The organism is Variovorax sp. OK212 (assembly GCF_900112425.1).
Taxonomy (GTDB): Bacteria; Pseudomonadota; Gammaproteobacteria; order Burkholderiales; family Burkholderiaceae_C; genus Variovorax.
In genome coordinates this window covers 226,090-252,087 of the sequence record NZ_FOLP01000004.1, presented here as the reverse complement: position 1 = coordinate 252,087, position 25,998 = coordinate 226,090, and the positions used below count along the sequence as shown (strand labels likewise).

The window sequence follows — 25,998 nt, the reverse complement described above, 5'->3', positions numbered from 1 at the left end:
CCCCTTTTGCAAGCTCTGCCTCCTCCACACGCACGCTCATGAACGAACCACACCCCGTCATCGACCACCTTCGCGCCCGCGAGCCCGAGATCGTGGACTGGCTCAAGGCCTTCCTGCGCATTCCCAGCGTGAGCGCCGACCCGGCCTTTGCGCCGGGCATGCGCGAGGCGCGGCGCTTTCTGCTGGAGCGGATGGAACAGATCGGCCTGGCCGGCGTGCGCCTGCTCGACGGCGGCGGCGAGCCCGCCGTGTACGGCGAATGGAACGGCGCGCCGGGCCGGCCCACGCTGATGGTCTACGGCCACTACGACGTGCAGCCCGCCGACCCCGTCGAGCAATGGCGCACACCGCCGTTCGAGCCGACCGAGGTGGACGGCCGGCTCTACGGGCGCGGCACGTCGGACGTGAAAGGCTCGACCACCATCGCGCTCGAGGTGATCGCGTCGTTCCTCGCGGTGCAGGGCGCGTGCCCCGTGAACATCAAGGTGTTTCTCGAGGGCGAGGAAGAAACGGGCAGCCCGTCGCTGCGCATCATCGTCGAGCGCCACCGCGCGCTGCTGCAGGCCGACGCGGTGCTGTCGGCCGACGGCGGCCGCGCCAGTGCGAGCGTGCCGACGCTCAACACCGGCGCCCGCGGCAACGCGCAGCTCGAAGTGCGGCTGCGCACCGCGCACAAGGACCTGCATTCGGGCCGCTACGGCGGCAGCGTGCGCAACGCGCTGCACGACATGGCGCGGCTCGTGGCCTCGCTGCACCATGCCGACGGCGGCGTGGCGGTCGACGGTTTCCATGACGGCGCCGTGCCGCCCACCGAACGGCAGCGCGCCGACACCGCGGCGTTTCCGTACGACGAGGCGGCGTTCTTCTCGGACGTGGGCGGCAGCGCGCACGGCGAGTCCGGCTACAGCGCGCGCGAACGTGTCACGCTGCGGCCCGCGCTCGACGTCAACGGCCTGTGGGGCGGCTACACCGGTGGCGGCGGCAAGACCATCGTGCCGTGCGAGGCGCAGGTCAAGCTCACTCCGCGCGTGGTCGAGGGGCAAGACCCGCGCGCCGTAGTCCGCGCCGTGCTGCGCCACCTGCAGGCCCATTGCCCCGCGGGCTGCACGCTCGACGTGGTGGCCATGAACGACGGCTCGCCCGCCTCCACACTGGCCCCCGGCCATCCGCTGGTGCGCGCGGCCGAGGCGGTGCTCGAGCGCGAAACGGGCCGCCGGCCCATCCACGTACGGCTTGGCGCGAGCGTGCCGGTCACGTCGATCTTCAAGGAGATGCTGGGCATCGACACGCTGATGTTCGGCTTCAACCTGCCCGACGAAGACGTGCACGCGCCCAACGAGTTCTTCAGGCTGCAGTCGATCGGGGAAGGCACGCGGGCGTGGACACTGCTGCTGGCGGAACTGGCGACGCATTCGCCGGCGTCGTTCCATGCGGCGTAGCGGCGGCGACATGGCGGGGATCTCGGCCGAGGTCGATGGCTCGGCCCTCGTCCTTCGCCTTGGCCCTTCGCCCTCCTCCGGAGGGCAGTAACATCCCGCCGTGATCCGCCGTCCCACCCTCGCCGGACCCTCAGGAGAGAAAAGCAATGGTCCAGGGTGTCACCGCGAAATGGAGCACCCCGATGTGGAGCATCCTGGCCGATCTTTTCATCGGACTCTTCGAATTCATTGCCGATGTCTTCCTGTTCCGGAGGCTGCGCCGCACGCATGGCCGCCAAGGCCGCAGCGTCACCGAGGACACCCTGGAGGTTGCGCGCTTCGATTTCGTCACGCTCGTGCTCATCGCACTGGTGAGCGCCGCATTGATGCTCGTCCTGTCTTTCGGATTCGGCGTGCCAGCGGGCTGGAGCGTGGGCATCGGGATCGCAGTGGGCGCGATCTGGGGCGTCTGGCGCTACCGGCAATTGGTTCACGAGTGATCGGGGCGATCGGGGCGATCGGGGCGATCGGGTGAGGCACCCGACGGCCTCGCCTCGTTCCTAGCCGCATGACCGCGGCGGCGCTCAGCGCTCGGCGTCGTTGCCGCCTTCGCGCCCTTCTTGCTCTTGCGCGGCCTTCGCCGCGGCGCGCAGCTTGTCCTTCTTGCTCGGCCGCGCGCCCTTCACGCCACCCGTGCCCGACGCGTCCACCACCGGCGGCGCCACCTCGGTCGGCTCGAAGCCCTCGACACGCTCGCGCGGCAGGCTCAGGCCCTGGCGCTTCTCGATCAGGCGGAAGTGCGCCTCGGTCGAGGCGCTCACGAAGCTGATGGCCAGGCCGCTTTCTCCCGCGCGGCCGGTGCGGCCGATGCGGTGGATGTAGTCGGTCGGCGAACGCGGCAGGTCGTAGTTGATGACCACCGGCAGCTGCGCGATGTCGATGCCGCGCGCCGCGAGGTCGGTGGCAATCACCACGTCCCAGCGGCTCTGCTTGAAGTCCGACAGGATGTTGGTGCGCGTGCCCTGTGCAATGTCGCCGTGGAAGGGCACGGCGTAGATGCCGTTCTTGTAGAGCTTCTCGGCCACGGTCTGCGCCGCGTGCTGCGTGGCGACGAAGACCAGCACGCGGTCCCATTCGCCTTCGTGCTGCTTGAGCAGGTGGCGCAGCAGCTGCGTGCGGCGCACCGGGTCGACCTCGATCACGCGCTGCACGATGTTCGGCTCGGTGCCCGGCTCGCCCTGCACGTCGATCACACCGGGTTCGCGCAGCATGCCGTCGGCCAGCGCCTGGATGGCGGGCGGGAAGGTGGCGGAGAACAGCAGGTTCTGGCGCTGCGCGGGCAGCAGCGCGAGGATGCGGCCGAGCTCTTCGGCAAAGCCCAGGTCGAACAGGCGGTCGGCCTCGTCGAGCACCAGCGTCGACACGGCGTTGAGCTTGAGCGCATTGTGGTCGGCCAGGTCGAGCAGGCGGCCGGGCGTGGCAACCACGATGTCGGCGCCGCCGCGCAGGCTCATCATCTGCGGGTTGATCGACACGCCGCCGAAGGCGACGACGATCTTCAGGCGCTCGGGCAGGTGCTGCGCCAGGCTGCGCATGGTCTCGCCGACCTGGGCCGCGAGTTCACGCGTGGGCACCAGCACCAGCGCGCGCACGCGGCGCGAGCCCTGCGCGGGCTCGGCCGCCAGGCGCTGCAGCAGCGGCAGGGAAAATGCGGCGGTCTTGCCGGAACCGGTCTGCGCCGAGCCCCGCACGTCGCGACCTTGCAGAATCGCGGGGATGGCCGCGGCCTGGATGGCGGTCGGCGCGGCATAGCCGCTTTCGGCGGCAGCGTGCACGAGCGCGGGCACCAGGCCCAGTGAATCGAATGGCATGTGAGCAGACAGAGAGAAGAACCCGGGTCGAAGAAGGAAAAGAAAGACGCAACGAATGTCGACGATGAAACAGCGCAATCAGGCGGGCAGCACCCTGGTCTATTCCACCGAGGCGGGCGGGCGCATGTGCCCCGGCTGCGGCGAGCCCGTGGCCCAGTGCCGCTGCAAGGAACTCGAGGCGCGCATGCCCGCCACCGACGGCATTGTCCGCGTATCGCACGAGACCAAGGGACGCAAAGGCAAGGGCGTGACCGTGGTGAAGGGCGTTGCGCTTGACGCGGAGGGCCTCGTGGCGCTCGGCAAGCAGCTGAAAACGGCCTGCGGCTCGGGCGGCACGGTGAAGGACGGCGTGATCGAGATCCAGGGCGACCACCGCGAAACGGTAATCGCCGCCCTGGTGAAGCAGGGCCACACGGTCAAGCGGGCGGGAGGCTGAGCGCGCGATGAAACCCGAAGACCTGCAACGCCTGGTGACGCTCCAGATGCCTTTTGGCAAGCACAAGGGAACGCTGATTGCCGATTTGCCCGGAAATTACCTGACCTGGTTCGCACGCGAGGGTTTTCCCTCAGGAGAAATCGGCCGACTGCTCGAGCTGATGCATGAAATAGACCACAACGGGCTCTCGGATCTGCTCAAACCGTTGCGAAACCGCCCGGCGGGACAAGGTGTTTCTCAATAACACACGAATTTCCCACAATTTTTTCAATTCGCACTGGATAATCCGGCCCACGTGTCTGTGAGCTTTGTCTCCCGTGCACGTAATTCGGTGATCGGTCAGTTTCGCGCCACAGCGCACTTGTTTGTTGTGATTCTGGGACTCCATCGCTTTGTCTTGTTGGTTTGAATTAGGAGTCCCTCAATGGGCAAGAAACTCTACGTAGGCAACCTCGCCTACTCCGTGCGTGACAACGACCTGGAACAAGCTTTCGGCGAGTTCGGCGCAATCGTCAGCGCAAAGGTCATGATGGAACGTGACACCGGCCGTTCGAAGGGCTTCGGCTTTGTCGAAATGGGTTCGGATGCTGAAGCACTCGCAGCCATCGAAGCCATGAACGGCCACTCGCTGCAGGGCCGCGCCCTGACGGTGAATGAAGCCCGTCCGATGGAAGCTCGTCCCCCCCGCACCGGTGGTGGCGGCGGCTACGGCGGTGGTGGCGGCGGTGGCGGCTACGGTGGTGGTGGTGGTGGCGGCGGTTACGGCGGCGGCGGTGGCCGCAGCGGTGGTGGCGGCGGTTACGGCGGCGGCGGCGGCGGTGGCCGTGGCGGCTACTAAGCCCTCCCCTGCACTCCGAGAGCTTCGGCTCTCTGAATGAAAAGAAGCTCCTTCGGGAGCTTTTTTCGTTTCTGCGCCCGGTGCGAAAGCCCTGGTCAGCTGGCCCTAATGAAAACCCGGTAAGCAATAGTCCGTACAGCCGCGGTCAGCCAACGGTCAGCCGCGCAGAACGACCCTCACCCCTCCATACAAGAGGGGCGAGACAATGCGTATCAAGAGTCAGGCGGACTTCTTCTCAGGAGTCATGTTCACCAGCGTGGGGGGCGCTTTCGCGATAGGCGCGACCACCTACACCATCGGCGACGGGGCCCGCATGGGGCCGGGTTATTTCCCGTTGATGCTCGGCATCCTGCTGTCCATCCTCGGCGCGATCATCATGTTCCAGGCGCTGGTGGTCGAGACCACTGACGGCGACCCGATCGGCAAATGGGCCTGGAAGCCGCTGGCCTTCGTGCTCGGCGCCAACCTGGCCTTCGGCGTGCTGCTGGGCGGCCTGCCCAGCATCGGACTGCCGGCCATGGGGATGATCATCGCGATCTACGCGCTGACCATCATCTCGAGCATGGCGGGCGAGCACTTCAAGCTGCGCGACGTGCTGATCCTGTCGACCATCCTGGCGGCCGGCAGCTATGTGGCCTTCATCTGGGCGCTGAAGCTCCAGATCCAGGTCTGGCCCACTTTCATTTCGGGCTGAGGAGCACGCACCATGGACCTGATCCACAACCTTTCCATCGGTTTCGGCGTTGCCTTCACCTTCACCAACCTGCTGTACTGCCTGCTGGGCTGCATCCTTGGCACGCTGATCGGCGTGCTGCCGGGCATCGGCCCGGTCGCGACCATCGCGATGCTGCTGCCCGCCACGTACGCGCTGCCGCCCGTGTCGGCGCTGATCATGCTGGCCGGCATCTACTACGGCGCGCAGTACGGCGGCTCCACCACGGCCATTCTCGTGAACCTGCCGGGCGAGTCGTCGTCGGTGGTCACCTGCATCGACGGCTACCAGATGGCAAGGCAGGGCCGCGCAGGCCCCGCACTGGCCGCGGCCGGCCTCGGCTCGTTCTTCGCCGGTTGCGTGGGCACGCTGATCCTGGCCGCCTTCGCGCCGCCGCTGACCGAGCTGGCCTTCAAGTTCGGCCCGGCCGAGTACTTCTCGCTGATGACCCTGGGCCTGATCGGCGCGGTGGTGCTGGCTTCGGGCTCGCTGATCAAGGCGGTGGCCATGATCGTGCTGGGCCTGCTGCTGGGCATCGTGGGCACGGACGTGAACTCGGGCGTGGCGCGCTACAGCTTCGACATCCCTGAGCTCACCGACGGCATCGGCTTCGTGGTGATCGCCATGGGCGTGTTCGGCTACGGCGAAATCATCGGCAACCTCTCGCAGCCCGACGACGAGCGCGAAGTGTTCACGCACAAGGTGAAGGGCCTGTGGCCCACCAAGGAAGACTTCAAGCGCATGACGCCCGCGGTGCTGCGCGGCACGGCGCTGGGTTCGGCCCTGGGCATCCTGCCCGGCGGCGGCGCGCTGCTGGCCTCCTTCGCCTCGTATGCGCTGGAGAAGAAGATCAAGATGCGCCCCGGCGAAGTGCCCTTCGGCAAGGGCAACATCCGCGGCGTGGCGTCGCCCGAGTCGGCCAACAACGCCGGCGCGCAGACTTCCTTCATCCCGCTGCTGACGCTGGGCATTCCGCCCAACGCCGTGATGGCGCTGATGGTGGGCGCCATGACGATCCACAACATCCAGCCCGGCCCGCAGGTGATGACCAGCAACCCGGAACTGTTCTGGGGCCTGATCGCCTCGATGTGGATCGGCAACGCGATGCTGATCATCCTGAACCTGCCGCTGATCGGCATGTGGATCAAGCTGCTGACGGTGCCCTACAAGTTCCTGTTCCCCGCCATCGTGCTGTTCTGCGCGATCGGCGTGTACTCGACCAACAACAACACCTTCGACGTATGGATGGTGGCGGCCTTCGGCTTCATCGGCTACCTGTTCATCAAGCTGCGCACCGAGCCCGCGCCGCTGCTGCTGGGCTTCATCCTGGGCCCGATGATGGAAGAGAACCTGCGGCGCGCGCTGCTGCTGTCGCGCGGCGCGTGGAGCGTGTTCGTCACGCGGCCGCTGTCGGCGGGGCTGCTGGTGGCCGCGGTGATGCTGCTCGGGATCGTGCTGCTGCCCGCCATCAAGGCCAAGCGCGAAGAGGCATTCGTCGAGGAGTGAAGACGCCTTGCGGTCTTGCAGGAAGCCCCCATCCGGGGGCTTTTTTCATTCCAGCCTGCGACGAGCCGGGCGCCCGCAGCCGGGACCGCGCTTGGAGCTGCTACCGCAGGAACGCGTCGTAAGCCGTCTTCAGGATCAGCGCGCTCACCACCACGATGAACACCACCCGCACGAAGCCCGCGCCGTGCTTCAGCGCCACGCGCGTGCCCAGCAGGCTGCCGGCCACATTGGCCACCGCCATCACCAGCCCGTAGTGCCACCACACGTGGCCCTTGGCGGCCAGCAGGATGAGCGCGGCCGCGTTGGTCAGCGTGTTGATGATCTTGGCGGAGGCCGAGGCGTTCAGGAAGTCGTAGCCCATCCAGCGCACGAACAGGAACACCAGGAAGCTGCCCGCCCCCGGGCCGAAGAAGCCGTCGTACAGCCCGATCGACAAGCCGATGGTGCAGGCCGCCAGCGTTTCGGCCCGGCCGCTGAAGCGCGGCGCGTGCAGCCGGCCCATGTCCTTGCGCGCCAGGGTGTAGAGCAGCACGCCCAGCAGGATGACCGGCAGCGCCCGGCGCAGGAAGTCGCCGGGGAACATCGTGACGCCCCAGGCGCCCAGCATCGCGCCGGCGAAACCGAGCAACGCGGCAGGCCACAGGGCACCCCAGCGCATCTGCACGCGCTGGCTGAACTGGGCCGCGGCGGCGGCCGTGCCCCAAATGGACGCACTCTTGTTGGTGCCCAGCAGGGTCGCTGGTGGTGCGCCCGGAAACACGGCAAACAGCGCCGGCACCAGGATCAACCCGCCTCCACCCACGATCGAATCGACAAAACCCGCGAGCAGCGAGGCACCCGTGACCACCAGCATTTCCATGGCGGCGATTGTCGCACCCGCAGAACTATCAAAAAGATAGCTGCATTCGCACGTGCGACAAGCGCAAGAGGCCGATTTCGCTTGAGGAAAATGCCTGCCGCGCACGCGGTGAGCGGGCATAAAAAAGGCGCCGACCAGCGGCGCCTTTCAAGTTCTGACCAGGCATCTCGTACGGAGCCTTTGAGCATTTTTCTTGTTGATCGGGAATTTGTCTCCTCGGACCCTCGGCAGTACGAGCAGGGCCCGTTCGCGAGTGGGCAGACTTTAGGGCGTGCACCGCGCCAGTGCATTGGGAATTACCCGCTTTGCCTTACGTTCGAAATGCATTTCGCGTACGAAAGTGTTTCCGAGCGTTAACGGCATGGCACGACTTGTGCACGTAAGGCCTCAGTCCGCAACTCGAAGAAGACAACCGCCATGGCCTTGGCTCCCCAAGCCTCCATCAACGCGGCAGACACCGCGTGGATGATGACCTCGACCGCGCTGGTGCTGCTCATGACGCTGCCCGGCATCGCGCTCTTCTACGCGGGCATGGTGCGCCGCAAGAACGTGCTGGCCACCATGGCCGCCGTGGTGGCGATCGCCGCGGCGGTGTCGCTCACATGGTTCGCGGTGGGCTACTCGCTGGCCTTCACGCCCGGCTGGCCCTGGCTGGGCGGCCTCGGCCGGCTCTGGTTCTCGGGCTTCGAGTACCTGAAGGACGCGGGCCAGGTGGCGGTGAGCCACGTGGCGCCCAACATTCCGGAGTCGGTCTACGCGATGTTCCAGCTGACCTTCGCGATCATCACCACCGCGCTGGTGCTGGGCGCCTTCGTCGAGCGCATGCGCTTCTCGGCGGTGCTGTGGTTCGCGCTGCTGTGGAGCGTGCTGGTCTATGCGCCCGTCGCGCACTGGGTGTGGGAGCCGGGCGGCTGGCTCGCGCAGATGGGCGCGCTCGACTTTGCGGGCGGCTCGGTGGTGCACGTCAACGCGGGCATCGCGGGGCTGGTGTGCGCCTATGCGCTGGGCCCGCGCAAGGGCTACGGGCGCGAGGCCTTCGAGCCCTACAACCTGGCCTTCACCATGGTGGGCGCGGGCCTGCTGTGGGTGGGCTGGTTCGGCTTCAATGCGGGCTCGGCGGTGGCGGCCGACGGGCGCGCCGGCCTCGCCATGCTGGTGACGCACATCGCCGCGGCGGCGGGCGCCATGAGCTGGATGGTGGGCGAGTGGACCGTGCGGCGGCGCCCCTCGCTGCTGGGCCTGTGCTCGGGCCTGGTGGCCGGGCTGGTGGCCATCACGCCGGCGGCGGGCTTCGTCACGCCGCTGGCCGCGCTGGCCATCGGCGCCATCGCGGGGCTGGCCTGCTATTGGGGCGCCACGGGCCTGAAGCACCTGCTGGGGGCGGACGACTCGCTGGACGTGTTCGGCGTGCACGGCATCGGCGGCATCGTGGGCGCGCTGCTCACGGGCGTGTTCGCCGACCCTCGCATCTCGGGCGCCGGCGGCGACGTGCTGACCCAGGCCATTGCCGTGGGCAGCGTCGCCATCTACAGCGCCACCGGCACGGCGGTGGTGCTTCTCCTGGTGCACCTGCTCGTGGGCCTGCGCGTCGACGCCGAGAGCGAACTGGCGGGCCTCGATCTTGCACAGCACAGGGAACACCTGGGGAGTTGATCCACCGACGGAGGGAACCGCCATGCCATCCATGTCCGAAAGCGAACGCATCGCCCTCGCCGCCCGCCTGCACGTGGCGCTGCGGCGAAAGCACGGGCGCGTGACCGACACCGAGTGGATGGCGACCAACGCCGAGTACGCCGCCGAGATCGTGCGCATGACCCGCGCGCACGCGGCGGACACGAAGGACGAGGAGCTCTACCTGCTCGCCACGCGGCTCGAGCAGGCGATGGAGCCGCTGGCCCGCGCGGCGCGGTTGGCGGCGCGGCAGCCGGACGGAAATCCGCCTACGCCGCCGCCGCGCTACGTGGGCGGGCTGCGCTGACTCTTTCTTGCTGGCGCATTGTTCAAGGTGCGAGCGTCTCGGGGCGTCAGCGCTCGACGCTGCCGTTCTCGCGGCGCCGCGTGCACCGCCCGGAACACCGCTCTTGACGGAACTCCCGAACCGGGACGCATCATTGCGCCGCGGAACCGGCAGGCGCTGACGCACGATGCGGTCGCGCCAGACCTGCGCGGAGCAGCATCGCATTCCCGTTACACCTTGACCGAGAAACCGTGGATCCAACGCCATAGAAGGCGACGGTTCAATGCCCAGTCTTGTGACCAAGAACTGTGCGGCTCCAGCGGCGGTCCGCGGAGATTCAGTTGATGCGCGCGTTCCTGAATTCCGTGTACTCAAAGCTGCTGCCCGTGAAATCAACCTGTTTGCCTCGGAGATCAATCGCTTCGACTCGCGTGCCGGTGCAGCCCAGCACGTCGACACCAGACCAATGGGCCGAATCGAAGTTCAGGTCGTCCCAGGTGCACAGGTTGAATTTGCAGGCGGTGAGTCGACTTCGGCGAAACTGAGATTTGGCAAAAGTGCAGTTGCTGAAGGTGCAACCTGTGACAACGACGCCCTCGAAATCACAAGCGCTGAAGACGCATTTGGTGAACTGGCATGTCGTCCACTCGGCTTGTTTGAAGGTGGTCGAAGCAAAGCTGCTGCCGCTGAATGTGCTGCCAGCAAACGTGATCAGGTTCAAATCCAGGCCCGCATAGGCATTGCTGTCGCTCTCACCGGTCACACCAGCCAACGCACCGCCGACACGTTTGCGCCACTTGTCATGGTTCAGGATGAGTTTTTCCGCGCTCATGTCACTCTCTCTGCTTCAAGATATTGAGATGTCATATGAGGCCGCCTCACACGCCCATTTCCGTGGAAACATCCCGACGGCCTTGTTGAAGGTGGCCGCTCGCAGTCGTGGGAGAAACCGCCGGGTCCATGCCCATCAACTTCTGTCGAACACGCGCCGATAACGCACATGACCGCCAAGTTCCCGGCGCGTCTTGTTGGTGACAAGGCGCACGGCGCCGCTGGTCACGAGGTCTTCCATCGCCAGCAACTGTTCGCGGTCGGCATCGGTGAGTTGAGGGAATTCGTCCGGATGGGTCTTCTGGTATTCCCATATGCGCCGCTCCAGTTCGGAAAGCGATCGCGCTTCGTCCATCGGTGGCAGCGGCCCACGGACAGCACCTGGAGGCAGGATGAGTGTCGCGCTCGTATCCTTTACCCACGCGATGTGCCGTCGGGTGATTTCGACCTTCTTCTCGATCTGCTTGATCTTCTCTTTGCGATCGAAGGCTGTCACCGGTCCTACCATGTAGAAGGAGGCATGCGAGTCGTGCACCAACTCGTCGAAGAAACGATTGGCGGCCGTCGGCAACTTGCTCGCAGGAGCGTTCGTAGAGAACTCCTGGTAGATGCGCAAGAAATCCTTTTGCACTGCTGAAAGAGCAGAAGTCCCGCCAGACAAAGGCTCCGTCCGCGCGAGATCGGCTTCCATTCTTTTTTGCCCGAGTGCGGCAGCCACGTCCGACGCAAAGTCGGCATCGCTTTCGCGCATGTCGATACGGTCCTGTTCGGAAGCACGCTGGTAGCTCGGGAGCTTGGGCACGCTGTTCATGTGCATCAGCCGCCAGCGCCAGTACAGTTGCATATGGCCGTGCTGTGCTGCCTCGATGCTGCCGCCCACGCCGCTGCGAGCGGACCATTCGCGGTAGGCATTGAACAGAACGATGCTCTCGTCATCCATTTCCAGATCGCTGGCGACTGCGGCACCGGCGGCACCAAGCGCCTTGAGCTTTTCGATACTCAACAGCGGCACTGCGCTAATGCGCGCCTCGTTGTACATGTCCAGCAACGGCATCTGAGACAGCAGCTTGGCACGCGCGCCCACGGCCTTTCCCTGGCAGCCCGGATCGTAGCCGCCGCCAACATTCGAGTGGGCGCCCGGGTATACCTTCTCGACGCAGTTGAGTGGGTACTTGTTGTCGCGCTGGCGGCCAGTCGATAGTGGAAAGTTGATGCGGATTTCATGCGCAGCGCACAGGTGCACCGTGCGCTCCACGCTGGGCGCAATGTCCAGCGTGCCGTTGGCCCACCCGCCAAGACCTCGCCAGAAGGGCGAGCTGTCTGCCAACCCGACAGAGGCCACAGAGTCGAACAGACCGAGAAACTGAACGCGAAACGGCACGTCCGCCAGCGTGTAGCCGCCGTTCTTTTCTCTCAGAAGCAGATGGTGCAAGAAGTGGCAGAACGCCCGCGCCTGCGCCGCACCCCGTGAGAAACCAAACACGGAAAGATTGACTTGCACCAGCTTCTTCGGTGGCTTGCTTTGCAGGGCCTTTTTCAGTTCCCCGAGCTTGCCACCGGGTTCGGCGTCCAGCCCGGTCGCACGGCCGACGAAGTACACCCGTTTTCCGGACATGTTGGGGCCGGCGCTTCCGACGTGCAGCGGTTGCTTGGTGGCCAAACGGCCCGCCTCCTCATTTTTTACCAGCGGCTCGCTCATGATGGACCGATGCATCGCATTGAGCAGTTGGATCAACGCCCAATTGATCCGTGCATCCCCACCTGTGGCCTTGGCCTTGCCGTCAGGAGTTTCCGTCTTCTCGCCGATCTCCGGAAAAGGAGTTCCGACACCGGGAACGTAGAACCGGTAGTAGCCCTCCTTGGCATTTCCTTGAAAGGCGTCGTGCAGCACTACTACATTGCTGTGGCTGCATTTGTTGAGAGCTTTTGGATCCCCATCCAAGACATCCAGTTGATCGCGCTTCTTGTTGTTATTGGTGCCGTCAAAGAAGATTCCGACATGAATCATCGATGCGCAAAGCGCAGTTTTGTCGCCACGTTCGATGCAGCTCACGGCCGCAGCACGTTGCACCTGCTCTTTAAGACTCAGGCGGCGGTCGCCTGGCAGAGCAGGCGGCATGAATTGAACTGACATTACTTGACACTCCCTGGTTTTCTATTTGCTGATTGAAGGCTTTTCCGGATAGGCCATGCCCGAAGGATGTTCTTCGTGCCCTAAGTCATAGTCGGAGACATAAACCTTGATCTCGTCGTTCGGCAAGAAGAACACTTGCACTACGCCTCCTTCTTTGCCATAGCGCTCAATAGGAACTGTCTTGGCCAACGAACGGCGATCCAGACAGCATTCAATCGCCTCTTTGATACTCATTGCCTGAATCTTTTCGATTGGCACAGCCCAGTGTCCCATGATCCAACTTACTTCGACAGTCAATCCAGGACTCCATTCAACGGACAACGATACGCAGCACGACAGCGATCCTCCCCCTCCATAGGGAGGCAGATTCGAGCCACGTTGGCCGTTCACGTAATAGTCCTGCACACCTTCACTGGTGAAGTTGTAGCCCGTGATTCCGACGACCATAGGTTCCGGCGGCTTGGGCTCGCATCCACTCGCCCCAGCCAATAGCAGCGCAGTCATTAACCCTCGAAGCAACCACCTCGCAAGCAGTTGAACCAGGGTTCTGTGATCCGGCGTCATAGACCCATTCCTTTCAGGATGCGGGCGGCGCGTTCCTCGGTCTGACGCTTGGCCAAGTTCCGCTGAAGATGCTCGATGGCGCCCCACTCGATGTCGCCCCAACGCTCAATGCGTTTGCCCAAAAGGGTCGCGCCTTCGCCCACATCGCGCCAGGTTTGTCCAAGTTCGTCCAGCGCTTCGAAGCCGTCAGGCGCCTCCAAGGCCAGTACTGCAAACATCACCTGATCCGTCAGCCGTACCAGTCCCAATGCCTCGGCGCGTTCCATGACTTTTCCCAGCCACGAATGCAGTTCGGCCGAAGTGCGGGGATCGCGCGAGTCGGGCAATGCCCGACGCACTTCCACATGCAGGATGTCGACGGCAGCGTCGGCAAGCAAGGCCGCGTACTGGGCATCGCTGATGCAGCAATCCTCTGTCAGAACGGAAGACGCAGCCCCGCCGTCCGATTGCGCGACGTGTACTTCGGATGCCCGGTCGAACCAGATCCACTCCTTGACCGCACCCTGCATGACGGCATCCTGCTCGGGAGAGAGGTGACTGATGAGGCTGCGTAATACGCGGGTGTCGCCGATGCGCAGGTACAGCGGCAATCCGTCTTCGGCAACGACACCGCTCAGCCAGGTCAACGTGTGGGTCAGGAGTGCCAATGAGTTGTTCGTGCGCACGAAGCTCAATCCAGGTCGCCCCGAAAGGACTGCGCGCAATGTCTCCGCCGAATCCTTTTCTATGGCACGCGACAAGGGCCACAGCAAAAGGCCGAGCTCCTCGTAGTCGGCCAACGCCGTGTTGTCGAAGGCGCGAATGGGATCGCCGTATGCGGTTCGCAAATCTTCGAATCCCAGTGTGTCAAGAATGGCTCCGTCTGCGATGACCCATAGCGTGTCCCGGGGTGCTTCGATGGCAATCCTCTGATTCCAGTCCACGATGAATTGAATCTTTTCGCGCGGCAGAGCATCCTGCAGATACAGGCGCTCCATCAGCGACGCCCCAAGGGCGAAGCGGCGGCCAAGGCCTTGCGCAGGCATTCCTTGCAAACTGCTTCGGGAAATTTGAACTCCGGCAGGGGCAGGCTTCGAGGGCCGATCAGCGAATGGGTGGCCGCATGCTCGATCCATGCCCCCTTGGTCCCGTGCGTAATTCCTTGTGCCTTCCAGTGGGTGAAGCTGCCTCCGCCATTGACGATGACCTCTTCCTTGGCGGTGATCTCGATGCGGTTGGCGGTGAGGGTGATGTCCAGCTTGGCGAGCAGCTTGAGGTTTTTCTCCAGTGCCTGAATGTCAATGTCGCCCTGTGCGGCCACGAGGCGCATGCCGGCCTTGTAGGCAAACAACCGGATTGCGCCCGTCACGCTTGCCAACAAACTGGCGCCTGCGCTCAAACTGGTATGCCCGGCGCTGGTCAACGCAATGTGCTCGCCGCTGGCCACATGGGTGCTGCCGGGCGTGCTGGCCTCGATGCCGGCAGGACTCGCCAGCACCAGATGCGGCGCGCTCAGCTCCGGGAAGTCGCCCTGTTTGCTTGCCCCTTGGGCGAGCCCGGCAATGTCTTCGTTCTGCGATTTCAGGACTGCGGCAACATCGCTCTGGTCGCCGTCGGCGTCTTGTGCTCGGGCCTGCCGGGCTGCGTCGGCGAGGCTCTCGTGTTGTTCGCGCGCCTGCGTCAGCAGCGTCGCCGTCTCGCCCAGATCCTTGGCGTGCTTGACTGCGTTGGTTCGCGCTTCGGTGGTGATGAGCAGACCGTCCTTGGCTCGAATCGCTCCATGCCCGTCGGTGCGCAACTCGAACCCTTCGCCTCTGGCATCTTTGCGCCCGGCGTTGTCTTCGATGCGTGTGATATGCCCGAGCGAGAGCTGGCTGTGCTGGTGATCGCTCTTGAGCTGAACCTGAATCCTCGAAGCCGTGTCATCCATCAGCAGGTGGTTGCTGCGACCCGCTGCACTGTTGCCGCCTTCCTTGCCGAGTTCCCGGCTGCGAAAGCCGCTGAGAGCCGACTGATCGGGCAATGCCCAAGGCGGCAGGTTCGCCTGGTTGTGCACACGGCCCGTGCAGATGGGCAGATCAGGGTCGCCGCCGAAGAAGTCGACGACCACTTCCTGCCCGATGCGGGGGATATGAATGCCGCCCAACTGGTTGCCCGCCCACGGCGAGCTGACGCGCAGCCAGCAGGTGCTGTGCTGGTTCTTCTGGCCGATGCGATCCCAGGGGAACTGAACCTTGATGCGGCCCAGCGCGTCAGTCCACAGGTTCTGCCCTTCGGGGCCGACGACCAGCGCGGACTGCGGACCACCGGTCTGCGGTTTGCTGCGCGTCGGTACAGGGCGCAAGGGCTCGTTGACCGGATGAGCCGTGAAGGCCACATGAACGCGCCATTGTTGCTGCCGGTCTTGAACCGCGTCCTTGTTCTGGCTGTCTTGCGCGACGTCCTCGACGACGAAGTGGGTGTCCAGGATCAGGTACTCGGCATTGGCTCTCTCGCGGGGATGCTTCGCCAGCCTGAAGGTACAGCCCGGCACCATGCCGCGCAGATTGCCGCGGCCCTCGGCACGCTCGCCATGTGTGCGCAGGGCCTGCATGCGCAGCAAGGCCAGTTGTCGCCCTTCGTCGTGGGGGTCGTTGGCCTCGGCGATGCCGGCGAGCGGCTGGGCGTAGTGGCTGCCTGCATGGGCGGAGTGCCATTGGTAGACCTCGCCGTCGGCCAGCCCTGTGGGCCTCGGGGCCTTGCGGTCCACGCTCAGGTCGGCCCGCGGTCTCGTGTAGTCGTAGTCCCGGGTGCTGTACTGGCCGCTCGTGAGATGGCTGCGCGGAACGAAGCTGCTGATGTATTCGGCATCGGTTTTCCAGCCGGGCACGTGGTACTCGACCTCGCGGTATGCGGCACTGTCGGCCTGTTTGTAGGCGCCCATGGCATCCGAGAGGACCAGCCGGTGTTTGTCCTCGGCAGACTCGAAGTGGTAGCTGATTCCCCATTCTTCGCACAAGCGGCTGAAGAAGTCGAAATCGGACTCGTTGTATTGCGTCTGGAATTCGCGCTGGGGGTATGTCTCGAACAGGCGCTTTTCGACGGGGAAGGCATAGTCGGCCAGCAGCTCATCGAGGATCTGGATGACGCTCTTGTTCTGGAAGATCTTGCAGTTGGCCGTGAGGGTGGCCCGATGCAGCCAGGGACGCAGCGTGAGCTTGTATTGGATGTGCCGGCCTTCTTCGCCCCACATGGCGGCATCGGTGATCAGGGCGTTGATCTGGCGCACGCCGGCACCGATCTGGCCAGAGCTTCGACCGGCGATTCCGGGAAGCAGTGCGCCCGAGCCGTCGAGCTCGATCCGGCAACTGATCTCGCGGCCGACGAACGCATCGAGATCGAAATCGGCCGCGCCGCTCGCGGCAACGTTCAACGCGTCGGGGGTCTTCAGCAGCAGTTCGTATTCGAAGAGGCTGTTGATGCCCTCTCGGCCCGACAAGCGAACAGGCGCCAGCGCAGGCTGGCCCAGCACAAGGGGAATCGCGGGCGATTGAACAGTGAGAGTTCGCAACATGGACCACTGACTGGTTGGTGATCCAGGAAGTTTGGAGCGCCCCCTCGCCGCAGCTTTGCGAACAATAGTCAATCGGCCTTCAACGCCGAATGCAACCCGAAGGAACGCGACAAATTCACGATGAACGAAACGCCGCGCGAAGACCGGGCGCCCCGTCGGCGTGATTGCGGCCCGCCTCGCCCGAGCTAATTCGCCGCCAGCGCCGCCTTGCGGATCGACTGCAGCGTGCTGCCCGGCGTGATCGCCTCCGGGTCCAGCAGGCAATGCAGGATGGCCGGCTTGCAGCTGGCGCGCGCGCGGGCCAGCGCCGGGCCGAATTCGTCGGTGCTGGTCACGCGCTCGCCGTGGCCGCCGAACACCTCGGCGTAGCCGCGGAAGTCGGGGTTCTTCAGCTGCGTGGCGCTGATGCGGCCGGGGTAATGCTTCTCCTGGTGCATGCGGATCGTGCCGTACATGGCGTTGTCCAGCAGCACCACGATGATCGGCAGGCCGTACTGCACCGCGGTGGCGAACTCCTGGCCGTGCATCATGAAGTCGCCGTCGCCCGCGAACACCACCACCTCGCGCTGCGGCCACAGCCGCTTGGCCCCCACGCCGGCCGGCAGGCCGTAGCCCATCGAGCCGCTGGTGGGCGCGAGCTGGCTGGCGAACGCGCGGAACGGCCAGAAGCGGTGCACCCAGGTCGCGAAGTTGCCCGCGCCGTTGCAGAAGATGGTGTCGGCCGGCAGCACCTCGCGCAAGTGCTGCATGACCTCGCCCATCTGCAGGGGGCCTGGAATGCGGATGGGCGCCGGGTCGCTCCAGCGCAGAAAGTCTTCGCGCGCGACGATCGTTTCCGGCTGCCAGACCGGCGTTTGCGCAGGGCGCAGCGTGGCCACGGCTTCGGCAAAAGCTTGCGGCGTGGCATGGATGCCCTGCGCCGGGCGGTAGAGCTTGCCGAGCTCGTCGGCGTCGGCATGCACGTGCACCAGTGCTTGCTTCGGTTGCGGAATGGCCAGCAGCTCGTAGCCCTGCGACGGCACCTCCGACAGCCGACCGCCGACCAGCAGCACCAGGTCGGCATGGCGGATGCGCTCGAGCATGCGCGGGTTGCCGCCCAGGCCCAGGTCGCCGGCATAGCTGGGGTGCTCGGCCGACATCAGCATCTGGCGGCGGAACGAGCAGTACACGGGCAGCGAGTACGCGGCCGCGAAATCCGCGAACTGCTGCGTGGCCTTCTCCGACCAGCGGCTGCCGCCGAGGATGACGACCGGGCGCTGCGCCTGCGACAAACGCTGCTGCAGCTCCGCAAGCTGCGCCGCGCCGGGATGGGTTTCGGTGACGGCGTAGGGCAGCGCGTCGGCCACGGTGGCGGCCTCGGTCAGCATGTCTTCGGGCAGCGCGATCACCACCGGGCCGGGCCGGCCCGAGGTGGCGACGTGGAAGGCGCGCGACACCAGTTCGGGCACGCGCGCGGGGTCGTCGATCTGCACGACCCACTTGGCCATGGTGCCGAACACCGCGCCGTAGTCCAGTTCCTGGAAGGCCTCGCGGCCCAGCGCTTCGCGCGCGACCTGGCCGACGAACAGCAGCAGCGGCGTGGAGTCCTGGTGCGCAATGTGCACGCCGGCCGCCGCGTTGGTGGCGCCGGGGCCGCGCGTGACGAAGCACACGCCCGGCTTGCCGGTGAGCTTGCCCTGCGCCTCGGCCATCATCGTGGCGCCGCCTTCCTGGCGGCACACGGTCACGTCGATCGATGCGTCATGCAGCGCGTCGAGCACGGCGAGAAAGCTCTCGCCGGGCACGCAGAAGAGCTGCTGGACGCCGTGGGTGATGAGCTGGTCGACCAGGATCTGGCCGCCGGTGCGGGGTGAGGTCATGAGATTTCCAAGGGCGTGAAAGTGTGAGGTCTTGCTTCTTCCCCTCCCGGGGGAAGGCTGGGATGGGGGCAAGCGGCGTTCGATACGCCGACAGCAATTGACATGCCGCGAGCCCCCACCCCTGCCCTCCCCCGGAAGGGGAGGGAGAAATGCGGGGTCATTCGAGGGCGTCGCACGCGGCAATGATGCGCTGGCACGCCTCTTCCAGCTGCGACATCGACGTCGCATACGAAATCCGGAAATACGGCGCCAGCCCGAACACGCTGCCCGGCACCACCGCCACCTCGAAGTCCTGCAGCAGGTAGCGGCAGAAGTCGCTGTCGCTTTGCAGCAGCGTGCCGCCGCGCGTGCGCTTGCCAAGCACGCCGGCGCAGCTCGCGAAGGTATAGAACGCGCCCTCGGGCACGCGGCAGTGCAGGCCCGGCGCGCGGTTCAGCGCGGCCACCACGAAGTCGCGCCGCACCTGGAAGTCGGCGCAGCGCTCGGCCACGATGCCCTGCGGTCCGGTCAGCGCCTCGATGGCCGCGGCCTGGCTGATCGACGAAGGGCACGACGTGGTCTGGCTCTGCACCACGGCCATGGCCGCGATGAGCGCGCGCGGGCCCGCGCCGTAGCCCACGCGCCAGCCCGTCATGGCATAGGCCTTCGACACGCCGTTGATGGTCAGCGTGCGCTCGCGCAGGCGCGGCTCCACGGCCACGGGCGTGGCGAACGCCAGGCCGTCGTAGAGGATGTGTTCGTAGATGTCGTCCGCCAGCACCCACACCTGCGGGTGGCGCAGCAGCACCTCGCACAGCGGCTTCAGCTGCGCCGCGCTGTAGGCGGCGCCGCTGGGGTTCGACGGCGAGTTGACGAACAGCCAGCGCGTGCGCGGCGTGATGGCCGCCTCGAGCTGCGCCGCCTCGAGCCGGAAACCGTTGGCCTCGGCGCACGCGACGGACACCGGCACGCCGCCGCAGATCTGCACGATGTCGGCGTACGAGGTCCAGTACGGCGCGGGCAGGATCACCTCGTCGCCGGGGTTCAGGCTGGCCATCAGCGCGTTGAAGATCACCTGCTTGGCGCCCGCGCTCACGCTGATCTCGTCGAGCGCGAAGTCCAGCGCGTTGTCGCGCTTGAACTTCAGCTGCACCGCCGCCTTCATCGCCGGGCTGCCGTCGAGCACCGTGTAGCGCGTGTCGCCGCGCTCGATGGCACGCACCGCGGCCTCGCGCACGTTCTGCGGCGTGTCGAAATCGGGCTCGCCCGCGCCCAGCACGATCACCGGACGGCCCGCGCGCTTGAGCGCATTGGCGTGGTCGGTGATGCGCAGGATTTCCGACACGCCGATGGCGCGCACGCGCTGCGCCGGCTGGAAGGCGATGGAGTCGGCGGTGTCCGGGGTCACTTGGCGTAGGCTTCCAGCGGCTTGTCGTTGGGCTCGGCCATCAGCTGCTTGAGCGCCGGGCTCATCGGCAGGTTCAGGCTGGTGTTCTTCGGCGGAATGGCCGCCACGAACCACTTGGTGTAGATCTTTTCCAGGTCGCCGTTCTTCATCATGCGGCGCAGCGAGTCGTCCACCGCGGCCTTGAAGGCCGGGTCGTCCTTGCGGAACAGCAGCGCGATGGGCTCGGAACCCAGCGCCTCGCCCACGATGCGGTACGACGCGGGGCTCTTCGAGTTGGCGATGATGCCGGCCAGCAGGTTGTCGTCGAGCACGAAGGCATCGGCGCGGCCCGACTCCATCAGCAGGAAGCTCTCGAGGTGGTCCTTGCCCAGCATGGTGTTGTAAGACACGTTCTGCGCGCGCTCGCGCTTGCGCAGCAGCTGCACGGCGGTGGTGCCGGTCGATGCCGACACGTTGCGGCCCGCGAGCTGCTCCAGCGTGGTGATGCCCGAGTCGACCTTGGTGGCCATGCGCACTTCGCTCACGTACGTGGTGAGCGCAAAGGCCACCTGCTGCTGGCGCGCGGTGTTGTTGGTGGTGGGGCCGCAGCCGATGTCCAGCGTGCCGTTCTGCACCAGCGGAATGGTGTTCTGCGCCGTGACGGCCATGTACTCGAGCTTGGCCTGCGGCGCGATGTCCTTCAGCACGCGCTCGCACAGCTCCACGTGGTAGCCCACGTACTTCTCGCCGGCGCCCAGCATGTAGGCCATGGGCGGCGAGGCTTCGCGCACGCCGAGCACCACCTTGCCGCTGGTCTTGATCTTGTCGAGCGTGCCGGTGGCGGTCTGCGCGGTGGCGCCGAAGGCGAGCGCGAGCAGCGCGGCGGCAATGCCGGTCGTTGCGGCGGTCTTGAAGGGAATGTTCATGTTCTCTGTCTCCTGGTTATGGTTCTGGTTGCGTGAATGCATGCGGCCGCCCGCCCGCCACCGCGGCACAGTGCCGCGCGGCGGGTTCGGGCGAACCGGGAAGGCGATCAGTCGCCGATGTCGAAGGTCACGCCTTGGGCCAAGGGCAACGCGGTCGAATAGTTGATGGTGTTGGTGGCGCGGCGCATGTACGCCTTCCAGCTGTCGGAGCCGGCTTCGCGGCCGCCGCCGGTTTCCTTCTCGCCACCGAAGGCACCGCCGATTTCAGCGCCGCTCGGGCCGATGTTGACGTTGGCAATGCCGCAGTCGGAGCCCGCGCTCGACATGAAGCGCTCGGCCTCGCGCACGTTCAGCGTGAAGATCGACGACGACAGGCCCGCGCCCACCGCGTTGTGCCACTCGATGGCTTCGTCCAGCGTGCCGTAGCGCACCACGTACAGGATGGGCGCGAAGGTTTCGCGCAGCACCGGGCCGTCGTGCGACTTCAGTTCCACCAGCGCGGGGCGCACGTAGAAGGCGTCGTTCGTGCCGATGCCCTCCACGCGCTGGCCGCCATGCACCGTGGCGCCGATCTCGCGGCTTTCGCCCAGCGCCTTCTGCATGCCGTCGAAGGCCGCGCGGTCGATCAGCGGGCCGACCAGCGTGCCGGCCGCGCGCGGGTCGCCGACCTGCACGTTGCCGTAGACCTTGGCCAGCTTGGGCACCAGCGCGTCGTACACGCTGTCGTGCACAAACAGGCGGCGCAGCGTGGTGCAGCGCTGGCCGGCCGTGCCCATGGCCGCGAAGGCGATGCCGCGCAGCGTGAGGTCGAGGTCAGCCGAGGGCGTGACGATGGCGGCGTTGTTGCCGCCCAGCTCGAGAATGGCGCGAGCGAAGCGCGCGGCCAGCTTCGGCCCCACCTGGCGGCCCATGGCGGTCGAGCCGGTGGCCGAGAGAATCGGCACGCGGTGGTCGTCCACCAGCACCTCGCCGATGTCGCGCTGGCCCAGCAGCAGGCCCAGCAAGCCCTCGGGCGCGTCGCCGAAACGCGCGATGGCGCGCTGCGCGATGGCATGCACGGCCAGCGCCGTGAGCGGGGTCTTCTCGGAAGGCTTCCACACCACCGAGTCACCGCACACCAGTGCCAGCGCGGCGTTCCACGACCACACAGCCACGGGGAAGTTGAAGGCCGAGATCACGCCGCACACGCCCAGCGGATGCCAGGTTTCCATCATGCGGTGCTCGGCGCGCTCGGTGGCCAGCGTGAGGCCGTAGAGCTGGCGCGACAGGCCGACCGCGAAGTCGCAGATGTCGATCATTTCCTGCACCTCGCCCGCGCCTTCGGACGGGATCTTGCCGGCCTCCAGCGTGACCAGGCGGCCCAGGTCGGCCTTGGCGGCGCGCAGCTCTTCGCCCAGCAGGCGCACCAGCTCGCCGCGGCGCGGGGCCGGCACGTTGCGCCAGGCCTTGTACGCGTCGTGCGCGCGGCCGATGGCGGCGGTGGCGTCCGCCGGCGAGGTTTGCGGCACCTGCGCGACCACCTCGCCGGTGACCGGCGAGCGCACCGTCAGCTCGCCGCCGGTATGGGCGGCACGGGGCACGCCGAGGCGCTCGAGCAGCTGTGCGACTTCGGTGGCTACGGGAAGGGAGGTGTGGGCTTCGGACATGGACGCGCTCCGGGAAGGAGGTGGAACAAGAAGGCAAAGGGGGTGCGGGACCCGGCCAATATCAGCGAATCCCGCGCGCTTGCCTAGTGAAAATATGGAAGGACTTGATGCGTTTGGCGAATGAACTACGGGGTCACATCTTCGTTCAACGCACGATGCATGGCGGCCCACAGGCCACCCACAGGCCCCCTGCACAATCGGCACGTGCCCCGAACCCCGCCCGACCTATCGCCCAAGCCCTACTGGCTCTACCTGCTGGAATGCGAAGGCGGCGTGTACTACGCGGGCATCGCGCTCGACGTGGAGCAGCGCTTCTTCCAGCATGTCTTCGGACTCGGCGCCAAGTTCACGCGCGCGCGGCCACCGCTGCGCGTGCTGGCGGCCCGCGAGTACCCCGACAAGGGCGCCGCGCTGCGGGCGGAGATCAGGCTCAAGGCGCTGCCGCGCGCACGCAAGCTGGCCTTCTTCGACGCGTAGCCGGCCTTTCGGTCGAAATTCAGGCCGGCGCGTCCGGCAGGCTGATCCGCTGCGCCGCCGGCGAGCCCGCGAGGCTCTGCGCGGGCCGCCGCAGCGTCGCATCGAACGGGTTGATCCTCGGCCCGATGGCCGCCGCCTCGCGCTTGAGCAGGTCGACCACCGTCGGCATGCGGTCGGCGTTGAGCCGGTCGGCGATGGTGCCCACGCTCAGCGCCGCCACGGCGCGCCCTTCGCGGTCGAGGATCGGCACGGCCACGCCGGCCATGCCTTCGAGCAGGCCGGTGTTGCGCCCCGCATAGCCGTTCTGGCGCACGCGCTCGATCTCGGTGCGCAGGTAGACCTCGTCGTACACGCCGTACTCGCGCACCCGCGACAGGTTGAAGCGGATCACTTCCTCGCGCTCGGCCTCGGGCAGGAACGCCAGGATGGCCAGCGCGCCCTGCCCCACGCCCAGCGCAATGCGCCCGCCGATGTCGCCGGTGAACGAGCGGATCGGAAACGGCCCCTCGCTGCGGTCCAGGCAGATGGCGTCGAAGCCGCTGCGCGCCAATAGGAAGATGCTGTCGCCCAGGCTCGCGCACAGCCGCAGCAGCACCGGGCGGCAGATGGAGCGCAGGTCGCCGGGGTTGCCCGCGCTGGCCGCGAGCGCGAAGAAGTCGATGCTCAGGCGGTAGAGCTTGCTGCGCTCGTCCTGCTCGACCATGCCCTCGGCCATGAGCGACTGCAGCAAACGGTGCGTGGTGGCCTGGGTGAGGCCCACCGACCGCGCGATCTGGGTCACGCGGCCGCCCTCGGCCTGCACCGCGCCGAGCGCGCGGATCACCGAAAACACGCGCGGCACGCCGCCGCTGGACGCCGCCGTGGCCGGGGTGCTCGCCGGGGTGTTCGCCAAAGTGCTTTCCATACCTTGCTCCTGCAGAATCAGATCCATTGTTTCAGGTCATCATATTCCATTGAACGGAATAAATTGAAGAAAGATTCTGATTAATGGAATACCCGAGGCGATCTGGCGCAATCGTTGCAATAGAGTGAATCGAAAGCAGCCAGCCGTCCATGGCCCGCACCAAGATGAACCGTGGTGCCTCCAGCCCTCTTTTCGCCCCCGCAGAAAGGCACCGTTCCATGTCATTCCTCCGGCTCACCGACGTGACCAAGTTCTACGGCACCACCCGCGCGGTCTCGGCCATGAACCTCACGGTGGAAAAAGGCGAGTTCGTCTCGCTGCTCGGCCCGTCGGGCTGCGGCAAGACCACCACGCTGCAGATGATTGCGGGCTTCGAGGCCGTGAGCAGCGGGCGCATCGAACTTGCGGGCAAGGACATCACGCACGCCAAGGCCAACACGCGCGGCCTGGGCATCGTGTTCCAGACCTACGCGCTGTTCCCGCACATGACGGTGGCCGACAACGTGAGCTTCGGCCTGGAGATGCGCAAGATGCCCAAGGCCGAGCGCACCGAACGCGTGAAGCAGGCGCTGGCGCTGGTGCACCTGGAGGCGCACGCCGCGCGCTACCCGCGCGAGCTCTCGGGCGGCCAGCGGCAGCGCGTGGCGCTGGCCCGCGCGCTGGTGATCGAGCCGCCGGTGCTGCTGCTGGACGAGCCGCTGTCCAACCTGGACGCCAAGCTGCGCGAAGAGATGCAGTTCGAGCTGCGCCAGATCCAGCGCAAGGTGGGCACCACCACGGTGATGGTCACGCACGACCAGAGCGAGGCCATGTCCATCAGCGACCGCGTGGTGGTGATGGAAGGCGGCTGCGCCACGCAGATCGACCATCCGCAGCGCGTGTACGAACACCCGAGCACGCGCTTCATCTCCACCTTCGTGGGCAAGGCCAACCTGCTGGACTGCCGCGTGTCCGGCAGCGGCGCCACGCGCACCTGCGTGGAAGTGGGCGCGCTGTCGCTCGACGTGGACGACACCGGCTTCAGCGTCGACGCCGCGGCGCTGCTGAGCGTGCGGCCCGAAAAGCTGCAGCTGGTGGCGCCGGGCCGCGGCCGGCTCGACGGCGAGGTGCAGGAGCGCTTCTTCCTCGGCAGCCAGTGGCTCTACCGCGTGGCCACGCCCGTGGGCGACCTCACGGTGCTCAGCCCCAACGACGGGCGCGACGCGCTGGAAGAAGGCGCGCGCACCGGCATCGACTGGCCCGCGCACTGCATGCGGCTGCTGCCGGCGGACGCCGGCGCGGCCAAGGCGGTTGCCGCATGAGCACCTTGCAGAACAAGGCCACCCCGTGGTGGCTCTCCGGCCCCGCGCTGCTGCTGTTCACCGCGCTGCTGGTGGTGCCGCTGCTGCTCACCGCGGTGCTGTCGTTCAACGTGTACGACCCGGCCACGGGCCCGAAGGCCGGCGAGTTCACGCTCGAGCACTACGCGCTGGTGTTCTCCGACTCGTACTACCTGGGCATCTTCTGGCGCACCTTCTGGGTCTCGGGCCTGGTCACGCTGATCTGCGTGCTGGTCGGCGCGCCCGAGGCCTATGTGCTCAGCCGCATGCGCAACCCGTGGCGCTCGGTGCTGCTGCTGGTGGTGCTGGCGCCGCTGCTGGTGTCGGTGGTGGTGCGGGCCTTCGGCTGGAGCATGCTGCTCGGGCCCGAGGGCGCGGTGAACGGCCTGCTGCAGCTGGTGGGCATCGGCCCGGTGAAGATCCTCTACACCAACGCGGCGGTGGTCATTGCGCTGGTGCACGTGATGCTGCCCTTCATGGTGATTCCGGTGTGGACCTCGCTGCAGAAGCTCGACCCCGGCGTGGAGAACGCGGCCCTGTCGCTCAACGCCACGCCCTTCACCACGCTGCGGCGCATCGTGCTGCCGCAGGTGATGCCGGGCATTCTCTCGGGCAGCCTGATCGTGTTCGGCCTGGCCGCGAGTTCGTTCGCGATTCCGGGCCTGCTGGGCGGGCGCCGGCTCAAGATGGTCGCGACCATCGTCTACGACGAATATTTGAGCGAACTCAACTGGCCGCTGGGCGCCGCGGTGGCGCTGGTGTTGCTGGTGGCCAACCTGGTCGTGATGCTGAGCTACAACCGCCTCGTAGAAGGCCGCTACAAGAAAGCGCTGGGCTGAAGCG

At 66.4% G+C, this 25,998-nt stretch carries 24 protein-coding genes; 12 read left to right on the top strand and 12 right to left on the bottom strand.

Features of this window, described 5'->3' with window-relative positions; all coding sequences use genetic code 11:
• Positions 1 to 38: 38 nt before the first annotated feature.
• Positions 39 to 1,439, top strand: a complete 1,401-nt coding sequence (locus tag BM004_RS14910; RefSeq protein ID WP_093214428.1) for a dipeptidase — start codon at positions 39 to 41, stop codon at positions 1,437 to 1,439.
• 146 nt (positions 1,440 to 1,585) lie between these two features.
• Positions 1,586 to 1,918: a hypothetical protein gene (locus BM004_RS14905; RefSeq protein WP_093214426.1), complete on the top strand. Its 333-nt coding sequence runs from the start codon at positions 1,586 to 1,588 to the stop codon at positions 1,916 to 1,918.
• An 84-nt stretch (positions 1,919 to 2,002) separates the two neighbouring features.
• Here the strand turns inward: BM004_RS14905 and BM004_RS14900 are convergent, their stop codons facing one another.
• Positions 2,003 to 3,289, bottom strand: coding sequence for a DEAD/DEAH box helicase (locus BM004_RS14900; protein ID WP_093214423.1), 1,287 nt, complete (start codon positions 3,287 to 3,289; stop codon positions 2,003 to 2,005).
• 55 nt (positions 3,290 to 3,344) lie between these two features.
• On the opposite strand from BM004_RS14900, the gene BM004_RS14895 reads away from it, so the two are divergent.
• From BM004_RS14895 to BM004_RS14875, 5 genes are all read left to right on the top strand, one after another.
• A complete protein-coding gene (locus BM004_RS14895) occupies positions 3,345 to 3,725 on the top strand; it encodes a translation initiation factor Sui1 (RefSeq protein WP_093214421.1) in 381 nt (126 codons plus the stop codon).
• A 7-nt stretch (positions 3,726 to 3,732) separates the two neighbouring features.
• Complete coding sequence (locus tag BM004_RS14890; RefSeq protein WP_093127638.1) at positions 3,733 to 3,969, top strand: DUF3820 family protein; 237 nt, start codon at positions 3,733 to 3,735, stop codon at positions 3,967 to 3,969.
• Between the two features lie 180 nt (positions 3,970 to 4,149).
• Positions 4,150 to 4,563 carry an RNA recognition motif domain-containing protein gene (locus BM004_RS14885; protein ID WP_093214418.1) on the top strand — a complete coding sequence of 138 codons (414 nt, stop codon included), beginning with the start codon at positions 4,150 to 4,152 and terminating at the stop codon, positions 4,561 to 4,563.
• Positions 4,564 to 4,768: 205 nt separating this feature from the next.
• Positions 4,769 to 5,257 carry a tripartite tricarboxylate transporter TctB family protein gene (locus tag BM004_RS14880; RefSeq protein WP_093127642.1) on the top strand — a complete coding sequence of 163 codons (489 nt, stop codon included), beginning with the start codon at positions 4,769 to 4,771 and terminating at the stop codon, positions 5,255 to 5,257.
• 12 nt (positions 5,258 to 5,269) lie between these two features.
• Entirely contained in the window at positions 5,270 to 6,781 is a 1,512-nt protein-coding gene (locus tag BM004_RS14875) for a tripartite tricarboxylate transporter permease (RefSeq protein ID WP_093127645.1), read from the top strand.
• Positions 6,782 to 6,881: 100 nt separating this feature from the next.
• Here BM004_RS14875 and BM004_RS14870 read toward each other — a convergent pair whose 3' ends face one another.
• Entirely contained in the window at positions 6,882 to 7,640 is a 759-nt protein-coding gene (locus BM004_RS14870; protein ID WP_093127648.1) for a TSUP family transporter, read from the bottom strand.
• Between the two features lie 417 nt (positions 7,641 to 8,057).
• Between BM004_RS14870 and BM004_RS14865 the strand changes: the two genes are divergently transcribed.
• Together BM004_RS14865 and BM004_RS14860 are read left to right on the top strand one after the other, a co-directional pair.
• Positions 8,058 to 9,293, top strand: a complete 1,236-nt coding sequence (locus BM004_RS14865) for an ammonium transporter (RefSeq protein WP_093214416.1) — start codon at positions 8,058 to 8,060, stop codon at positions 9,291 to 9,293.
• A 22-nt stretch (positions 9,294 to 9,315) separates the two neighbouring features.
• On the top strand, positions 9,316 to 9,618 hold the full coding sequence (locus tag BM004_RS14860; protein WP_093127653.1) for a hypothetical protein: 303 nt from the start codon (positions 9,316 to 9,318) through the stop codon (positions 9,616 to 9,618).
• Positions 9,619 to 9,934: 316 nt separating this feature from the next.
• Here BM004_RS14860 and BM004_RS14855 read toward each other — a convergent pair whose 3' ends face one another.
• The 9 genes from BM004_RS14855 to BM004_RS14815 form a co-directional block, all read right to left on the bottom strand.
• Positions 9,935 to 10,429 carry a pentapeptide repeat-containing protein gene (locus BM004_RS14855; RefSeq protein WP_093127655.1) on the bottom strand — a complete coding sequence of 165 codons (495 nt, stop codon included), beginning with the start codon at positions 10,427 to 10,429 and terminating at the stop codon, positions 9,935 to 9,937.
• A gap of 135 nt (positions 10,430 to 10,564) precedes the next feature.
• Positions 10,565 to 12,562, bottom strand: a complete 1,998-nt coding sequence (locus BM004_RS14850; RefSeq protein WP_093127658.1) for a T6SS phospholipase effector Tle1-like catalytic domain-containing protein — start codon at positions 12,560 to 12,562, stop codon at positions 10,565 to 10,567.
• 21 nt (positions 12,563 to 12,583) lie between these two features.
• Positions 12,584 to 13,126 (bottom strand): Tli1a family immunity protein, encoded by a 543-nt coding sequence (locus tag BM004_RS14845; protein WP_093214413.1) that lies wholly within the window; start codon positions 13,124 to 13,126, stop codon positions 12,584 to 12,586.
• Positions 13,123 to 14,151, bottom strand: coding sequence for a DUF4123 domain-containing protein (locus BM004_RS14840; RefSeq protein WP_093214411.1), 1,029 nt, complete (start codon positions 14,149 to 14,151; stop codon positions 13,123 to 13,125). Before BM004_RS14840 ends, BM004_RS14845 begins: the two co-directional genes overlap by 4 nt.
• Positions 14,103 to 16,658, bottom strand: a complete 2,556-nt coding sequence (locus BM004_RS14835; protein WP_093214408.1) for a type VI secretion system Vgr family protein — start codon at positions 16,656 to 16,658, stop codon at positions 14,103 to 14,105. Before BM004_RS14835 ends, BM004_RS14840 begins: the two co-directional genes overlap by 49 nt.
• Positions 16,659 to 16,843: 185 nt before the next feature.
• Complete coding sequence (locus tag BM004_RS14830; RefSeq protein ID WP_093214406.1) at positions 16,844 to 18,517, bottom strand: thiamine pyrophosphate-binding protein; 1,674 nt, start codon at positions 18,515 to 18,517, stop codon at positions 16,844 to 16,846.
• Positions 18,518 to 18,674: 157 nt separating this feature from the next.
• Positions 18,675 to 19,904 (bottom strand): pyridoxal phosphate-dependent aminotransferase, encoded by a 1,230-nt coding sequence (locus tag BM004_RS14825; RefSeq protein ID WP_093214403.1) that lies wholly within the window; start codon positions 19,902 to 19,904, stop codon positions 18,675 to 18,677.
• A complete protein-coding gene (locus BM004_RS14820) occupies positions 19,901 to 20,809 on the bottom strand; it encodes an amino acid ABC transporter substrate-binding protein (protein WP_093127674.1) in 909 nt (302 codons plus the stop codon). The genes BM004_RS14825 and BM004_RS14820 overlap by 4 nt, the downstream gene beginning before the upstream one ends.
• 107 nt (positions 20,810 to 20,916) lie before the next feature.
• Positions 20,917 to 22,455, bottom strand: coding sequence for an L-piperidine-6-carboxylate dehydrogenase (locus BM004_RS14815; RefSeq protein ID WP_093127676.1), 1,539 nt, complete (start codon positions 22,453 to 22,455; stop codon positions 20,917 to 20,919).
• A gap of 204 nt (positions 22,456 to 22,659) precedes the next feature.
• Here BM004_RS14815 and BM004_RS14810 point away from each other — a divergent pair, with 204 nt between their 5' ends.
• On the top strand, positions 22,660 to 22,932 hold the full coding sequence (locus BM004_RS14810; RefSeq protein ID WP_093128109.1) for a GIY-YIG nuclease family protein: 273 nt from the start codon (positions 22,660 to 22,662) through the stop codon (positions 22,930 to 22,932).
• Positions 22,933 to 22,951: 19 nt separating this feature from the next.
• On the opposite strand, the gene BM004_RS14805 is transcribed toward BM004_RS14810, so the two are convergent.
• Positions 22,952 to 23,836, bottom strand: a complete 885-nt coding sequence (locus tag BM004_RS14805) for an IclR family transcriptional regulator (protein WP_093127679.1) — start codon at positions 23,834 to 23,836, stop codon at positions 22,952 to 22,954.
• Between the two features lie 218 nt (positions 23,837 to 24,054).
• Between BM004_RS14805 and BM004_RS14800 the strand changes: the two genes are divergently transcribed.
• Both BM004_RS14800 and BM004_RS14795 read left to right on the top strand, forming a co-directional pair.
• Positions 24,055 to 25,137, top strand: a complete 1,083-nt coding sequence (locus BM004_RS14800; protein WP_093214401.1) for an ABC transporter ATP-binding protein — start codon at positions 24,055 to 24,057, stop codon at positions 25,135 to 25,137.
• Positions 25,134 to 25,994 carry an ABC transporter permease gene (locus tag BM004_RS14795; RefSeq protein ID WP_093127683.1) on the top strand — a complete coding sequence of 287 codons (861 nt, stop codon included), beginning with the start codon at positions 25,134 to 25,136 and terminating at the stop codon, positions 25,992 to 25,994. Before BM004_RS14800 ends, BM004_RS14795 begins: the two co-directional genes overlap by 4 nt.
• The last annotated feature ends 4 nt before the right edge of the window (positions 25,995 to 25,998 follow it).

Excerpts from the sequence above, each read along its gene's own strand:
- BM004_RS14910 (WP_093214428.1), top strand. The coding sequence starts at position 39 with ATGAACGAACCACACCCCGTCATCGACCACCTTCGCGCCCGCGAGCCC.
- BM004_RS14905 (WP_093214426.1), top strand. The coding sequence starts at position 1,586 with ATGGTCCAGGGTGTCACCGCGAAATGGAGCACCCCGATGTGGAGCATC.
- BM004_RS14900 (WP_093214423.1), bottom strand. The coding sequence starts at position 3,289 with ATGCCATTCGATTCACTGGGCCTGGTGCCCGCGCTCGTGCACGCTGCC.
- BM004_RS14895 (WP_093214421.1), top strand. The coding sequence starts at position 3,345 with ATGTCGACGATGAAACAGCGCAATCAGGCGGGCAGCACCCTGGTCTAT.
- BM004_RS14890 (WP_093127638.1), top strand. The coding sequence starts at position 3,733 with ATGAAACCCGAAGACCTGCAACGCCTGGTGACGCTCCAGATGCCTTTT.
- BM004_RS14885 (WP_093214418.1), top strand. The coding sequence starts at position 4,150 with ATGGGCAAGAAACTCTACGTAGGCAACCTCGCCTACTCCGTGCGTGAC.
- BM004_RS14880 (WP_093127642.1), top strand. The coding sequence starts at position 4,769 with ATGCGTATCAAGAGTCAGGCGGACTTCTTCTCAGGAGTCATGTTCACC.
- BM004_RS14875 (WP_093127645.1), top strand. The coding sequence starts at position 5,270 with ATGGACCTGATCCACAACCTTTCCATCGGTTTCGGCGTTGCCTTCACC.
- BM004_RS14870 (WP_093127648.1), bottom strand. The coding sequence starts at position 7,640 with ATGGAAATGCTGGTGGTCACGGGTGCCTCGCTGCTCGCGGGTTTTGTC.
- BM004_RS14865 (WP_093214416.1), top strand. The coding sequence starts at position 8,058 with ATGGCCTTGGCTCCCCAAGCCTCCATCAACGCGGCAGACACCGCGTGG.
- BM004_RS14860 (WP_093127653.1), top strand. The coding sequence starts at position 9,316 with ATGCCATCCATGTCCGAAAGCGAACGCATCGCCCTCGCCGCCCGCCTG.
- BM004_RS14855 (WP_093127655.1), bottom strand. The coding sequence starts at position 10,429 with ATGAGCGCGGAAAAACTCATCCTGAACCATGACAAGTGGCGCAAACGT.
- BM004_RS14850 (WP_093127658.1), bottom strand. The coding sequence starts at position 12,562 with ATGTCAGTTCAATTCATGCCGCCTGCTCTGCCAGGCGACCGCCGCCTG.
- BM004_RS14845 (WP_093214413.1), bottom strand. The coding sequence starts at position 13,126 with ATGACGCCGGATCACAGAACCCTGGTTCAACTGCTTGCGAGGTGGTTG.
- BM004_RS14840 (WP_093214411.1), bottom strand. The coding sequence starts at position 14,151 with ATGCCTGCGCAAGGCCTTGGCCGCCGCTTCGCCCTTGGGGCGTCGCTG.
- BM004_RS14835 (WP_093214408.1), bottom strand. The coding sequence starts at position 16,658 with ATGTTGCGAACTCTCACTGTTCAATCGCCCGCGATTCCCCTTGTGCTG.
- BM004_RS14830 (WP_093214406.1), bottom strand. The coding sequence starts at position 18,517 with ATGACCTCACCCCGCACCGGCGGCCAGATCCTGGTCGACCAGCTCATC.
- BM004_RS14820 (WP_093127674.1), bottom strand. The coding sequence starts at position 20,809 with ATGAACATTCCCTTCAAGACCGCCGCAACGACCGGCATTGCCGCCGCG.
- BM004_RS14815 (WP_093127676.1), bottom strand. The coding sequence starts at position 22,455 with ATGTCCGAAGCCCACACCTCCCTTCCCGTAGCCACCGAAGTCGCACAG.
- BM004_RS14805 (WP_093127679.1), bottom strand. The coding sequence starts at position 23,836 with ATGGAAAGCACTTTGGCGAACACCCCGGCGAGCACCCCGGCCACGGCG.
- BM004_RS14800 (WP_093214401.1), top strand. The coding sequence starts at position 24,055 with ATGTCATTCCTCCGGCTCACCGACGTGACCAAGTTCTACGGCACCACC.
- BM004_RS14795 (WP_093127683.1), top strand. The coding sequence starts at position 25,134 with ATGAGCACCTTGCAGAACAAGGCCACCCCGTGGTGGCTCTCCGGCCCC.